The 14,304-nt window shown below is 71.1% G+C and carries 11 protein-coding genes; 5 read left to right on the top strand and 6 right to left on the bottom strand.

Annotated elements, in window-relative coordinates:
* Positions 1-2: 2 nt before the first annotated feature.
* Positions 3-317 (bottom strand): DUF5955 family protein, encoded by a 315-nt coding sequence (locus OG609_RS07420; RefSeq protein WP_327272056.1) that lies wholly within the window; start codon positions 315-317, stop codon positions 3-5.
* A gap of 237 nt (positions 318-554) precedes the next feature.
* Between OG609_RS07420 and OG609_RS07425 the strand changes: the two genes are divergently transcribed.
* The gene (locus OG609_RS07425) at positions 555-1,160 is read left to right on the top strand and encodes a nucleotidyltransferase family protein (protein ID WP_327272057.1); all 606 of its coding nucleotides are present in this window, start codon (positions 555-557) and stop codon (positions 1,158-1,160) included.
* Between the two features lie 235 nt (positions 1,161-1,395).
* Positions 1,396-3,015 carry a malate synthase A gene (gene aceB, locus OG609_RS07430; RefSeq protein ID WP_327272058.1) on the top strand — a complete coding sequence of 540 codons (1,620 nt, stop codon included), beginning with the start codon at positions 1,396-1,398 and terminating at the stop codon, positions 3,013-3,015.
* A 512-nt stretch (positions 3,016-3,527) separates the two neighbouring features.
* Here aceB and OG609_RS07435 read toward each other — a convergent pair.
* Both OG609_RS07435 and OG609_RS07440 read right to left on the bottom strand, forming a co-directional pair.
* Entirely contained in the window at positions 3,528-4,718 is a 1,191-nt protein-coding gene (locus OG609_RS07435) for a hypothetical protein (protein WP_327272059.1), read from the bottom strand.
* An 873-nt stretch (positions 4,719-5,591) separates the two neighbouring features.
* A complete protein-coding gene (locus tag OG609_RS07440; RefSeq protein WP_327272060.1) occupies positions 5,592-7,880 on the bottom strand; it encodes a glycosyl hydrolase family 18 protein in 2,289 nt (762 codons plus the stop codon).
* Positions 7,881-8,025: 145 nt separating this feature from the next.
* Here OG609_RS07440 and OG609_RS07445 point away from each other — a divergent pair, with 145 nt between their 5' ends.
* Positions 8,026-8,661: a vWA domain-containing protein gene (locus OG609_RS07445; protein WP_327277967.1), complete on the top strand. Its 636-nt coding sequence runs from the start codon at positions 8,026-8,028 to the stop codon at positions 8,659-8,661.
* 63 nt (positions 8,662-8,724) lie between these two features.
* On the opposite strand, the gene OG609_RS07450 is transcribed toward OG609_RS07445, so the two are convergent.
* Entirely contained in the window at positions 8,725-9,717 is a 993-nt protein-coding gene (locus OG609_RS07450) for a fibronectin type III domain-containing protein (RefSeq protein ID WP_327272061.1), read from the bottom strand.
* Positions 9,718-10,315: 598 nt separating this feature from the next.
* Here OG609_RS07450 and OG609_RS07455 point away from each other — a divergent pair.
* Together OG609_RS07455 and OG609_RS07460 are read left to right on the top strand one after the other, a co-directional pair.
* A complete protein-coding gene (locus tag OG609_RS07455) occupies positions 10,316-10,540 on the top strand; it encodes a hypothetical protein (protein WP_327272062.1) in 225 nt (74 codons plus the stop codon).
* A 36-nt stretch (positions 10,541-10,576) separates the two neighbouring features.
* Positions 10,577-11,191, top strand: a complete 615-nt coding sequence (locus OG609_RS07460) for a TIGR03086 family metal-binding protein (protein WP_327272063.1) — start codon at positions 10,577-10,579, stop codon at positions 11,189-11,191.
* Positions 11,192-11,314: 123 nt separating this feature from the next.
* Here OG609_RS07460 and OG609_RS07465 read toward each other — a convergent pair whose 3' ends face one another.
* Both OG609_RS07465 and OG609_RS07470 read right to left on the bottom strand, forming a co-directional pair.
* A complete protein-coding gene (locus OG609_RS07465) occupies positions 11,315-13,444 on the bottom strand; it encodes a hypothetical protein (RefSeq protein WP_327272064.1) in 2,130 nt (709 codons plus the stop codon).
* 102 nt (positions 13,445-13,546) lie between these two features.
* Complete coding sequence (locus tag OG609_RS07470) at positions 13,547-14,230, bottom strand: alpha/beta fold hydrolase (protein ID WP_327272065.1); 684 nt, start codon at positions 14,228-14,230, stop codon at positions 13,547-13,549.
* Positions 14,231-14,304: the final 74 nt, after the last annotated feature.

A 14,304-nucleotide genomic window follows, 5' to 3' on the forward strand; every position in this document is an offset into this window, starting at 1 on the left:
CGTCAGCGGCGCGGCGGCTCGCCGAAGAGATCCACGGCGACCCGTACGTCCCTGAGTGCGAAGGCCAGTGCGCTGACCGAGCCGATCGCCCCCGCGATCAGCAGCAGCGAACGGCGCAGGCGCGGAATCTCGGGTGCGCCACTGACGGCCATCGCATCCAGCGCGGCCAGCTCGTCCTCGGCGATCCCCCGGTCCGGGAACTCCGCGGGATGCCCCGCCAGCTCTCGGCGGAGTCGGGAGACGGCCGTACGCAGCTCCGTCACCCTCGGATCCTCATCACTGCCGGTCACCCGCGTCTGCCCCACGCTTCGCAACAAAGCACTCCCCCTCGCACATCCTTGTGCCAGTGTTTCGACCGGGTCCCGGACCGCGGTCAAGTGTCCGGGGATGCCCGCAAGTTAACGCCATGACAGGTGTCGAGCGCCACTCCGCAGACAGAATTCAGGGTGCCCCGTAAGGGTGACGTGCAGGTGGCTCCGGGGACGGCGCCGCCCGTCCGTACCCTCCTGTGGCCCGCTTGCGCGAGGAGGGTACATCTGAGGTATCCAGTCCGCATGACTCGGACAACACAGACCCCGGTGGTCGCCGGGCTGCTGCTCGCCGCGGGCGGCGGACGGCGACTCGGCGGGCAGCCCAAGGCACTGCTCGAACACCGCGGCCGGCCGCTGGTGGAGCACGCGGTACGCGTGCTCCGGGAGGGCGGCTGCGACCGCGTCCATGTGGTCCTGGGCGCCGCGGCGCAAGAGGTACGAGCACGCGCCGACCTCGCCGGCTGCACGGTGACCGTCAACCCCGAGTGGACCGAGGGCATGGGCTCGTCGCTGCGGGCGGGGCTCGGGACGCTCTCCGGTACGGGAGCGGACGCGGCGCTCGTCCTCCTGGTCGACCAGCCGGGTATCGGCGCGGACGCGGTGGCACGGGTGCGATCGGCGTACCGCTCCCGGACGAGTCTCGTGGCCGCCTCGTACGACGGTGAACGCGGCCATCCGGTGCTGTTCGGGGCCGACCGGTGGTCGGACATCGCGGCGCAAGCGGTGGGCGACCGGGGCGCTCGAACGTATCTGCGGGCACACCGCGATGCGATCACGCTCGTCGAGTGTTCCGATGTGGCTCAGGCGTACGACATCGACACGGTGGAGGACCTCAAGCACCTTGAGTGAACCCACTGGCACCCGGCGCCGGCACCGCCCCACTTCTGTCGACCCGGAGAATCTCGACATCAACAAACCATTGAACTTCCACCATGAGGAAATTACTATCCACTGGTCAGAAGGCCTCTGCACCCCGGACGGCGCCCACCGGCCGTATCCCGGAGCCATGGCACGCCATGCCGTTTCAGGCGACCCGGCGGCCGTGAGAAGCCGCCCGCACCGCCCGCTGAAGGAGTGACAGCTCATGCCCGCACCAGCGCCGTCCCCGCTGGCCATCGTCGATGCCGAGCCCCTGCCCCGGCAGGACGAGGTCCTCAACCACGCGGCCCTCGCGTTCGTGGCCGAGCTGCACCGGCAGTTCACGCCCCGCCGTGACGAGCTGCTCGCCCGCCGGGGCGAGCGCCGCGCCGAGATCGCCCGTACCTCCACGCTGGACTTCCTGCCCGAGACAGCGGCGATCCGCGCGGACGACTCCTGGAAGGTCGCGCCGGCCCCGGCCGCACTGAACGACCGCCGGGTGGAGATCACCGGTCCGACCGACCGCAAGATGACCATCAACGCCCTGAATTCGGGCGCCAAGGTCTGGCTCGCCGACTTCGAGGACGCGTCCGCCCCCACATGGGAGAACGTCATCCTCGGCCAGCTCAATCTGATCGACGCCTACACCCGAAACATCGATTTCACCGACCCCGGGTCCGGTAAGTCGTACGCCCTGAAGCCCGCCGGCGAGCTCGCGACGGTCGTCACCCGTCCCCGCGGCTGGCATCTGAACGAGCGTCACCTCCAGCTCGACGGCACCCCGGTGCCAGGTGCGCTGGTCGACTTCGGTCTCTACTTCTTCCACAACGCCCAGCGCCTCATCGACCTCGGCAAGGGCCCGTACTTCTACCTCCCGAAGACGGAGTCGCACCTGGAGGCCCGCCTCTGGAACGACATCTTCGTCTTCGCCCAGGACTACGTCGGCATCCCGCAGGGCACAATCCGCGCGACCGTCCTCATCGAGACGATCACTGCCGCGTACGAGATGGAGGAGATCCTGTACGAGCTCCGCGACCATGCCTCCGGGCTGAACGCGGGCCGTTGGGACTACCTCTTCTCCATCGTCAAGAACTTCCGCGACGGCGGATCGAAGTTCGTCCTGCCGGACCGCAACGCGGTGACGATGACCGCCCCGTTCATGCGCGCGTACACCGAACTCCTCGTCCGCACCTGCCACAAGCGCGGCGCGCACGCCATCGGCGGCATGGCGGCCTTCATCCCGTCCCGCCGTGACGCCGCGGTCAACAAGGTCGCCTTCGAGAAGGTCAAGGCCGACAAGGACCGCGAGGCCCACGACGGCTTCGACGGCTCCTGGGTCGCCCACCCGGACCTGGTCCCGATCGCCTTGGCCTCCTTCGACGCGGTCCTCGGCGAGAAGCCGAACCAGAAGGACCGCCTGCGCGAGGACGTCTCGGTGGCCGCGGGCGACCTGATCGCCATCGACACCCTGGACGCCAAGCCCACCTACGACGGCCTGCGCAACGCCGTCGCGGTCGGCATCCGCTACATGGAGGCCTGGCTGCGCGGCATGGGCGCCGTCGCCATCTTCAACCTCATGGAGGACGCGGCCACCGCCGAGATCTCGCGCTCGCAGATCTGGCAGTGGATCAACGCGGACGTGGTCTTCGAGAACGGCGAGCACGCCACGGCGGACCTGGCCCGCAAGGTCGCGGCCGAGGAACTCGCAGCGATCCGCTCCGAGATCGGCGACGAGGCATTCGCATCCGGCAAGTGGCAACAGGCCCACGACCTCCTGCTCCAGGTCTCCCTGGACCAGGACTACGCGGACTTCCTGACGCTGCCGGCGTACGAACAGCTGGGCTGAGCCCGCCGCTTCCGCCCCGGCACTTCGCCCCCGGTACCGCACAGCACCGGGGGCGGAGTGCCGGGGCGTTCCCGGATGCGTCGGGCCGCCCCGCGAGGAGGCGGTCTCAGCGCGTTCCGACGTCCAGGCCGACCTCCGCCCGGACGCACTCGCCCGGGGCTCCGGTGCGCGGCACGGCACACCAGCGGTCCGCGAGCCGCGAGCCGCGAGACCAGGAGCACAGGGCCGCCTACCTGGTTGCCCAGCGGGTTGCGTAACGGCCGGCGCCGGCCAGTTGCGCAACGGGTTGTGCAACGAGGCACCCAACAGATTGCGGGCGGCGCCACTGGGCGGCGGTGTTCGGGCAGGTCACCACCGGCCCGCGTACGTGACGGACGACCGTCGTACCACCTGCTGCGCGCCGGGTTCCAGATGTTCGACCTGGGCGCGCGAGGGACGGCCCTTGCTCCGCTTCAGCGGCCGTCTGAGCACGAGGTTCGACCCTGACGCGTGAGGGACGTGCCTGTCCCTCGTCAGGATCCCGCACGTCGGGCCCGTACCAGGGGCATGGTGTGCAACAGCTCCAGTCGGCGCTGGACGGCTTCGACCGCCCCGGAGCGGCGGCCAGGAACGTGTCGGCGCAACGAGACCAGAGGCGGGCCGAGTTCCCGGGCCCGCTGCGGGTCACGAACTTCCTGCCACTGGTGGTGGGCACGGTCCACGGCTCCTTCTACGGCGGGGTCGTCCGGGGGCTGTTGCCGGGCAAGACGGGCGTCGGCGGCAGCCATCCACAACTCGCAGCTGTGTGCCGGATCGTCGGCCAGACGAGCGAGGTCGGCCCGGACCTCCAGCCAGTGGGTGGCCTGCACTGAGCCCGCGCCGTAGGTACGCAGAGCCCACCCCTCCCACATGGCTGCGAGCGACGCGGCCTCGCCGTGCCGCCCCGCGTGGGCGGCGGCAAAAATCGCAGGCAGCGGATCTTCTACGGCCACCTCGGTGTTCTCCGAAATCGGAGCAGGAGCCGTCGGAACAGGTGCAGGCTCCTGGTGTGGCCGGCCCGGTGCCGGCACAGCCGATGCCGCAGGGACGGGGACGGCTGTGTGGTCAACGGCCAGGAACAGCGCGCCGTCGGGGCCGGCCTGGGCGGCGGCCTGTTCATGGAGCTGGGCGAGCGGCGGGTTGACGCCACTGCGCCAGGTGGCGGCGAGGGCCTTCAGGTAGGCCGGTTCTACGATCCGGTGGCGGGGCGGCGGCGGGGTGATCCGGCCGTATACGCGGATCCCATGGCCCAGGACGAGACCCTCGGTACGGAGCTGCTGCCAGGCATCGGGGGCGGCCACCATGTCGGTGACGACGGTGGTGGTGCCCGGGCGGCGCAGTTTGAGTTCGCCGACCAGCCAGTGCCAGGGCAATGCGGTGTAGCGCAGGGTGGTCGGCGTGGTCCGGGCGAGTGCGAGGTGGATCAGGCGCTGCTTGTGGTCGAGGTGGAGTTGTCCGGTGATGTAGAGGGAGAGCGGGCCGGGTGTGGCGGCCGCGGCGCGGATGCGGGTGAGGACGGTCTGCGGGTCGGTCGGGTCGGCGAGTTCAACGATGGTGGCCGCTGTCGTGCCGGTCAGGAAGCTGGGCGGGACCGCCGCGAGCGTGGGCAGGACGCTGGTTGCGTGGATGAGACAGCCTTTGCCGGCCGGGGCTGCCGCGATTAACAGCGCGGTCCCGGATGCCATGCCGCCCTCCCCGTTGATCATCACAAGAGCACCGTAGCCGCTGCCCGGCCTGTGAACGTAGCCGACGGCTGACTCGTCCGATGCCCAGTGGGAGGTGGGCATCAGCCACCACAGGGCGAGATCAGGGCGACCGCTCGTCAAGCAACCCGCTGCGCACCCTGCAGGGGCACCGCCGCTACGAGCACAAGTCCGATATTTTCTCGCTCCCGCCTGCATCCTTCCGGGCACAGTCGGTCATCGAGAACTGCACCCGGATCCCGACTTTGTCCCGGACGGGTTCCCTCGCCCAGCCGGGTGCTGGTCTTCCCGCCGGGGCAGGTCACCTTCTGATGGTCCCGGTCGACAGCGAAGGCGCCGACGGGGAAACCGGTCCCCGACCTGTCCTGCCGGCCCGTGTCGGGCCTCATCGGCCCCACCAGGTCCACGCCGTGGTCACGCCTGGCCGTCACGATGTGCCGGGCGGTGACGTGGCCGGTGTCGACCAGGTGCTCGTCAGGAAGCGGACGGCGCTGGTCGAGACCGGTATGAACAGCCGGGACCAGGTCGAAGTCGCTGAGCGTGGCCGGTCTTTTGGGTCCCGCCGCCTCACTTGGCCTTCAGCCAGGTGGAAGTGCTGCACCCATACCTGCCGCAGGACCTCCTCCTGTTGCACCGCCCGCAGTCAGTGGGGCGCTTCGGACGAGAGGACGGCCGTGCGCACCCCGTCCCTTCCGATCCAACCGCCGGCTCGGCCGCATCGGCATCGACACTCTCGCCCTATGACAACGTCGGTTCCCGAGACCACAACCAGGTCTTGGGAACCGACGTCACGCGAGCCCCCGAATTGACCGACGGCGTCCCTGCGCACTCCGCGGGGCCGGACGCTCCGTGCCGTTACTTCAGCCCGGTGTCGAGGGCGTTGAGCAGGGTGCCCTGGGCCGTGTCACCGGACATCTCCCAGACCATCACCCCCAGCAGACCCTTGTTCTTCACGTACTCCGTCTTCTTGCCGATGGACCAGGTGTCGTCGAAGGACCACCACTGGTTGCCGGTGTAGCCGTACGTGGACACCGACTGCTCGTCGTGATGGACCGTCATCGTCGGGTACGCACCGATGAGGTTGACGTAGCCACGGGTGCCGGCCTCCTCCGCGAACTGGCCGGGGGCGGCGCCTTGGGCGGGCTGCCATTCGCCCGCCGCCCCGCCGTCGGTGACGTTCTGCCAGCCGCGGCCGTAAAAGGGGATGCCGAGGGTCAGTTTGCGGGGTTCGACGCCCGCGTCCGTGTAGGCCTTGATGGCGGCGTCGGCGCTGAAGTGGACGTCGTACGGGTCCTGGTCGTCGGTGTAGAGGTTGGCCTGGTGGCCGGTCCGGCTCGGTTCCCAGGAGTTGTCACTGCCTGAGCCGTGGAAGTCGTAACCCTGGACGTTGGCGACGTCGAGGGAGTCGAAGACCTTGCTCAGGTCCCAGCCGTCGCCGATCTTCTGCGGGTCGGCGGGGGTGAAGGCGGTGAGGAGGCGGTGGCCGCCGCCGAGGGCGTCCATCTGCTTACGGAACTCGGCGAGCAGCAGGGTCAGGTTGGTCTTGTCGTCCGGTGAGTAGTGGTTGCCGGGGTGCCCGGTGCCGGTGCCCGGCCATTCCCAGTCGACGTCGAAGCCGTCGAAGATTCCGGCTGCGGTGCCGGGGCCGCCCGCGCCGTTGTATTCGGGCAGGTTGCCCTTGATGTACATGTCGATGCAGGAGGAGACGAACTTCTTGCGGGAGGCGTCGGTCGCCGCCACGTCGGAGAAGTACTTCGAGTACGTCCAGCCGCCGAGCGAGACCACGATCTTCAGGTTCGGGTGGAGCTTCTTGAGCTTCTTCAACTGGTTGAAGTTGCCGCGGAGTTTGCCCCAGCCGTCGTCCGCGACGCCGTCGACTGACTGGGCGGCGCTGAACGGGCGGGCGTAGTCGGCGTCGGCGTCACCGGCACCGGTGCCCTGCTCGGGGTCCTGGGGGTCGGCGGTGGTGCCCCTGGTGACACCGTTCAGGCAGGTGAGGTTGTTCGGATCGATGTTGGCGAAGGCGTAGTTGACTATGTCGAGCTTGTTCGCGGCACCGGAGTCGTGGAGGTTCTTGACGAAGTACTGGCGGCCGTAGATGCCCCATTGGACGAAGTAGCCGACCTTGGCGTAGTTGTCCGCGCCGACGATGTCGTCGGTCTTCACCGTGAGCGCGTTGCCGGCCGGGGAGGCGTTGTCCGCCGCGTCGCGGGCCTTGACGGTGAAGGTGTACGAGGTCGAGGGCGAGAGTCCGCCGATGGTGGCGGTGGTCGTCGTACCGGAGACCGTGGTGGCGAGTTGGCCGCCCCGGTAGACGTCGTACGCGGCGACCCGCTGGTTGTCCGTCGCGGCGGTCCAGGCCAGGGTGACGGACGAGGAGTCGGTTGCCGTGGAGTGCAGCGAGCCGGGGGCGGTGGGCGGAGAGGTGTCACTGGCCGGGTCGACGGTGGTGACGGCCAGCGGGGCACTCTCGGCGGAGGTGTTGCCGCGGGTGTCCTTGGCCCGGACGGTGAAGGAGTAGGAGGTCGCCGGGGTCAGCCCGGTGACCGTGGCGGAGGTCACTGCGGTGGCGGTACCGACCACCTTGCCGCCGGCCAGGATGTCGTACGACGCCACGGGGAAGTCACCCGCCGTGGCCGCCGTCCAGGACAGCGACGCTGTGCGGGCGGTGGCATCGGTCTGCTTCAGCCCGCTCGGCGCGCCCGGCGGCACATCCGCGGAGCCGTCGCACTTGTCGCCGTTGATCCGGCAGCCGGTCGGCGCGGCGATCGGGCCGGTGGCCACGAACCAGAAGCTGTACGGCTCGGTGGTGCTGTGCGCGGCGACCGTACCGTTGTAGTGGGCGTTGACCGCGGTGATGTGGCTGCCCCGAGTGGTGACGGCGCCGTTGTAGGAGGTGTCGATCGCGACCCCGGCCGGCAGGTCGAATTCGAGGCTCCAGCCGGTGACGGCGGTGTCGGTGTCGTTGTGCAGGACGTAAGTCCCCTTCCACCACGACCCGTTGTCGGCCGAGGCGAAGGTGGCCGTCAGCTTGCCCGCCGCGTGTGCGGGTGCGGCCTGTAAGGACAGCAGTGCGAGTAGGAGTCCGAGAACGGCGACGAGGGCGGTCGACGTTCTTCTTCCGAAGGTCATGTGCTCAAACATGGTTCTCCCTTGAGGCAGGGACCGGTGAGGCGGTCCTGAGGGGGAGCGGGATTCCTCGGTGCCATGGAGCACAGGGAAAGCTAAATGGTCTGGACCAACTCGTCAATAGGTACAGACCATTTGGGGCCCGGTCGAGGCGGATGCGCTGCGGCGCCACACCGCGGAGGCCATGCGCGCTCATCGGCGCAGCCGGGGCAGCCTCCCGGCGGGCTGGCAGCGCTGGGCGGACCAGGTCCTGGAGCCCACGGTCGACTGGCGGCAGGCGCCCGCGGGCGCGGTACAGGAGGCCGCCGCGTGGGCCGCCGGGGCGATCGACTACACCTACCGCCGCCCGTCCCGCCGCAGCGCGGCGCTCCGCGGCGTCGTCCTGCCCAGCCTGCGCCGACCGTTGCCCCGTGTCGCCGTCGTCATCGACACCTCGGGGTCGATGGGTGACGACGAGCTCGCCTCGGCGCTGGCGGAGGTCACCGGAGTGCTGCGGGAGGTGGGCATCCGGGGCAACCGCGTCACCGTGCTGGCCTGCGACGCCGATGTGCGGAGCGTGTCCCGGGTGACGGCCGCCGAGCAGATCACGCTGAGCGGGGGCGGGGGCACAGACATGCGGGTGGGCATCACCGCCGCCCTCGCGGCGCGGGACCGTCCGAACATCGTCGTCGTCCTCACCGACGGCTGTACGCCCTGGCCTGACGAGGCCCCCTCGTGCCGGCTCGTCGCGGCACTCATCGGCCCGGACGCCCCGCAGCCCCCTCGGTGGGTGGAGACCGTGCGCGTCACCTCCTGAGGCCGGCCGGGGCGTCACGTCACCCACCGCACCCGCCCCGGGAACAACGGACCGTACGTGGGCTCAGTCGCCGAGGGCGACCGTGCGCTGAGCGGAGAAGTCCCCCCACTTCCCGTCAGGCAGCTTGGCGCGGATCTTCATCGAATAGCGGGTGCCCCGCGGGTCGCTGACGGTGAGCCGGTAACTTGCCCGGCCTGCGGGCGGGGTGGAGCCCCACACGATCGTGGTGGTGAGCCGGCCGCCCATGAAGAGCTGGTACGCCGGGATCTCGCCACCCGTCTCGGGCTGCTTCCAGTTCAGGTCGATGACGTACTCCTTGCCCTGGACGCGGTTGCTGATCCGCAGGTCGGTGGGGGCAGTACTGGCCGGCGCGCCCGGCGCCGACGCGGTGGTGAGGTCGAGGGCGTTGCTGTCGGGCGAAGAGGTGTCGGCGGCGTCGCGGGCGCGGACGGTGAAGGTGTAGACGGTGCCGGGGCGCAGTCCGGTCAGATGCGCCGTGGTCTGTGTGCCGGGCACGCTGTGGATCCGGGAGTCCTCCTGGTAGATGTCGTACGAGGTGACGCCGACGTCGTCCGTCGAGCCGCCCCAGGAGAGGTCTGCCGCCCGGCTGCCGTCCGCCGTGCCGCGCAGTTTCACCGGGCGGGTCGGCGGCTCGTGGTCGGCGGGGGTCGGGGCGGGTGTGGTGACGTTTGCGGCGTTGCTCGGCGCGGAGAGGTTCCCGGCGGCGTCGCGGGCGCGGACGGTGAAGGCGTAGGGGGTCGAGGCGGTCAGCCCGTCGACGTCGGTCATCACCTTGGCCGCCGGGACGGATTTGACCTTCTTGCCCTTGCGGTAGACCTCGTAGCCGGTGACCGCCTTGTTGTCGGAGGCCGGCTCCCACATGACGTGCACGGAGGTGGCGCTGCTGGCCTGTGCTGTCACATGGCCCGGTGTCGTGGGTTTGCGGGTGTCCGCCTCCGGGGTGGAGCCGCAGGCGGTGAGCGCGGCGAGGAGCAGGGCGGCGGAGCAGGCCGACGCGGCGGTTGCGTGGGGGCGTTGCACGGTCGTGCCTTCCATTCGGCAGCAATGGTCCAGACCTGTATCGCATGGTGTGAGGGTCGCCGACAAGAGGGTGGAGCGGAACGTTCCGCAATGTGCCGGTGTGCGCAGACGATCGTGCGTCGGCGGGGTGACGGATGTGACGTACGGTCGGCTGATGCTGTGCGTACGCGGGATTGTGCTGCCGGAGCGCGAGGCCGAGTTGGTGCGCGCGGCCGTGGAGGAGGCGGCCGCATCGTCCGGGTGGTGCGAGGTCATCGGTGACTGGCGCGCCGACGAACCCGCCGTACCGCTGCCGCTGTTGGCTCGGCGGTGGAGGCGGTGCGCGCGGCCGGAGGCAGGGTGGCGGTGCACTGCCGGACCGCCGAGGGCACGCGAAATGCCGTACTGGCGGGCGCCGACAGTCCGGAGCGGCGCTGCTGGACCGGATGGCCGCGCAGGGCACGGCGTTCGTCCCGACCCTGAGCGTCTTCGGCGCGAAGGTGGACGCGATGCGAGCGCGGGAGCCGAGCGTGCGGCGTGATCTCTGGCCGGCCGGCTGGGACACCATGCTCAGCAATGTGCGCGCGGCCCACAAGGCAGCTGTGACGGTGCCGGCGGGGACGGACTCCTTTCCGTGCGGGACGGTCGCCGACGAGATGGATGGCTGGTACGGGCCGGGCTGCCGGCCCAGGAGGCGCTGGGCTCGGCGTCCTGGACGGCGAGGGCCTGGCTCGGTCTGCCGGGGCTCGTGAACGGCGCTCCCGCCGACGTCGTCGCGTACGCGACCGACCCGACCCTGGGCCCTGCCGCGCTGGATCACCCGAACCGGATCGTGCTCCGGGGACGCGTCGTGCGATGAGCGATGAGTTCCGGGCGCCGGAGCAGTCTGCACTGTATGGATACGCACCTGGAGACGGCACCCACGATTCCCACGATCGATCTGGAGCCCGCGGCCCGGCAGATCGCCGGCCTGCTCGACGGTATCGACGCACAGCAGCTGGCCGGCCCGACGCCCTGTCCCGACTACACGGTACGGGAGCTGCTCGCCCACGTGATCGGGCTGACCACGGCCTTCCGCGACGCGGCACGCAAGGACTTCGGACCGACGGCCGACACCGCCCCCGACGCCACACTCCCGGTCCTCCGTGACGGCTGGCGCGAAGCGCTGCCGCCACTGCTGGACGAGCTGGTGACGGCATGGCGCGATCCTGCCGCCCGGCAGGGGATGACCAGGGCCGGCGGCGTGGATCTGCCGGGCGAGGTGGCCGCGGTGATCGCGCTGGACGAGCTGGTCATCCACGGCTGGGACCTGGCCCGGTCGACCGGCCAGAAGTACGAGGCGGACGAGGCGAGCCTTCTCGTCTCGCTGGCCATGCTGACTCCCAGCGACACCGTCCCCCGGTCCGAGCACGTCTTCGGTCCGCCGGTTCCGGTCCCGGACGACGCACCCCTGGTCGACCGGGCCGTCGCCATGAGCGGCCGCCGCCCGGACTGGCAGCCGGGCGACTGAGCGGCGGGCAGCCGAGGCCGGTGGGCCGGGGCGAAACGGGACGGCCCGAGGCGCTGGGCCGGGACGGCCGGTGGCCGGACCCGGCCCGGGTCAGCTCAGCATGCGCGCCGGACCCGGCCCGGGTCAGCTCAGCATGCGCGCCGCCTCACGTGCCTGCTCACGCAGTCGTTCGTCGGCCGGGGCCATCCCCGATTCCAGGCCCGAGGCCGTCACCCTGAGGTCGCGCTCGGCAAGAGCCGTCAGGCGGCGGCGGTGGTCTTCGGTGAGCGCGGTGCGGCCGAGGACGACGAGCGCCTCCAGCGCGGTCACGGCGTCGGCGTCCTCCTCGGCGGAATCCAGGACCAGACCCGCCAGACGGGGGCCGTCGAGGGATTCGGGTGCGATCGCGTGCAGCGCGAGCACGGCGGCCGGAGTCTGCAGCCGGTCCGTCAGCAAGCCCTCCAGCGCGGGAACCAGCGGCCGGGCCGCGGCGCCCATGCGGGCCGCTGCCCGTGCGGCACGGCTGAACGTCCAGCGCATCCACATCGGCCCGTCCTCGGCGAGCACACCGGCCAGGACCGGCACCGCCAATTCCGCGTCACCGGTGATGCGCCACAGGGCTGCGGCGATCTCGACGTCGCTGTCGAGCTGCGGAATGTTGCGGTCCTCCTCGGGCGCGCTGAGCGCGGACCGCAGGGCGGGCACCAGCCCGGCCGCCTCAGGGCCCAACTCGGCGGCAAGTCCCGCAGCCTCGCGCACGTCATGGCCGCCCCGGGCCAACTGGGCGGCAACCGCCGCCAGCAATGGGCCGGTCTCCCCGGTCAGTCGGCGCAGAGCCTTTGCCGCGGCGACCCGGCCGCCCTCCGGTCCGGAGCGGGCCGCGGTGGTCAGGATTTCCGCCGTCGCCGCGCGGTGTTCCGGTGGGCAGACCGCGGCCAGCGCCTGCGGCACCACCTTCGGGAATCTCGGCAGCGCGGACCGCAGTTCGGGCAGGGCGGCGGACGCCCGGCTCCCCCAGGCACCGAGCAGGGCCGTGAACCGGATGGGCTCGTTGCCGTCCAGGTCGTATGCGCCCAGCCGGGTCCGTATGGCGTCCAGCAGTGCGGGGTCGTACGGGAACGAGGTGTCGGCCGTCCCTCCGATCAGGAAGCCGCAGGCCGCACCGAGCGCACGCGGGCGCTGCCCCAGCTCACGGGCCAGGAGGGGCGCGGCCCGGTCCGGGGCCACGGCGACGAGCGCTTCCAAGGCCCGGTCCGCAGGATCGCCCTCTCCCTCGGCCAGCCTGGCCAGCACCGGAGCAGCCGCCACGGCATGTGTGCCCAGCTTGTTGAGGAGCGAGTACGCCGCGGGTACGGAGGCCGGGTCGGCGACCGACGCCACCACGGAAGCGACCAGCCGTTCCGGGGCGCTGCGCGAGAGCCGGCAGGCCGTCTCGGCCGCCCAGAGCGCCTCCGCACGCGCTTCGGGCACCGCACTGCGCAGTGCGGCGTCGAGCAGGCTGTACACCGCTTCGCGATCCGCGTCGGTGTCGCGGAGCAGCAGCGCTTCGACGACATACTGCAGCGGTTCGTTCCGCTCCAGGTCGAGGCGGCCCTCGACGAGCTCGTCCGCGGGAAGGAGGGACAGCATCGCCTCGTGGTGCGCGGAGGTCCACGGCAGTCCGGCGTCCACACAGGCCAGCAGTGCCGCGATCCTCACCTCGCCGGGCTCGTCCGTGCCCATGGCTTCGGTTGCCGCGGCAGCCGTCCCCGCCGGATCAAGATGCGCCATGGCCCCGAGGAGTTCGGCGCGTACGAGGGGATCCCTCTCCTGCCTCCGGCGCCGCCGGAGCACCGGCAGCACCCGATCAGCGGCCCCCGTCATCGCGGCGGCCCACACCGCGGCCCGCCGCAGCCCGGACCCCTCGGCGTCGACCGACGTGAGAATCAGGGGCAGTTGACCGACGACGGCCGACCGGCACGCGGCTTCGTCCGTGTCGCCGTGGTCCGCGCCGCCCTCCGCTATCCCGCCGAGCAGCACCAGCAGGTCCTCCGTGCGGTACCCGGCCCCGGCGAGCTGTGCCATGTACGGCACGGCGCGGGCCGTGGCCTCGTAGACCGAGCCCTGGTGCAGGATGCTGCCGTACAGCTCCGAGATCGCCTCGGACGCCGCATGCTCGTCGTCGCCGGCCAGTGCCCGCAGGCAGTCGGGCACGTCGGCGGCACTCCCGTAGGCATGCTGCAGTTCGGCCCACGGCTGGGCGTCGACATCGGCGAAGAACGGTGCGAGTTCCATGGAGCGGATCATGGCACCCAGCACTGACACCCCGGCGGCGGGTGGAGCCGGAGGGCAGCACACGGCTGCCGGCCGGGCCGTGGGCCGGCAGCCGCTCGCCGTTCAGCTGGTGAAGAACTCCGTGATCTGCTGGGCGACCTGGTCGGGGTGGACCTCATGCACCCGGTGACCGCCCCCGATCGTGATCAGCCGGCAGTCCGGGATCAGCGAGGCCATGTCCTGCAGGCGCCCCTGGGGCATGGTGGACTCCGGGCCGCCGGCGATCATCAACGTCGGCGCGACGATCTCGCCGAGGCCGGCCGCCCACTCGGGGTCGGGGTCGGCCCCCTCGGCCCGGATGGGAGCGACGACAGCCCAGTCGTAGTCCACCGGCCCCTCCGGTTCGGCGGCCGGCTTCAGCTCGCTCGGGAACGGCGGCGGGGTCTCCACCAGCACCAGCCGCTCCACCCGGTCCGCGTGCTCCTGGGCGAGCAGATGGGCGACGACACCACCCATCGAGTGGCCGACCAGGCCCACCCGGTCGAGCTCGCACTCGTCGAGGAAGCCGAGGACGTCGTCCCGCATCAGCTCGACGGAGTACTCGTCCGGCCAGTCGCTCTCGCCATGACCGCGCAGGTCGATGGCGTACACCCGCCACTGTTCGCCGAGCAGACTCCCGGCCGCCTCCCAGCTCGCGGCGGAGCCGCCGAGGCCGTGCAGCAGGACCACGGGCGAGCCGAAGGGGTCGCCCCAGGTCCGATACGCCAGCCGTACATCGCCGACATCCACAACAGACTGATCTTCCATACCCATGACGCTACAGCCGAATGAGCGAAGACCTTTCACCCACGGCTCCCCGCGGCCTGGCAGGGTTGAGGGGT

It is taken from the genome of Streptomyces sp. NBC_01224 (assembly GCF_036002945.1).
In the GTDB taxonomy this organism is placed as follows: domain Bacteria; phylum Actinomycetota; class Actinomycetes; order Streptomycetales; family Streptomycetaceae; genus Streptomyces.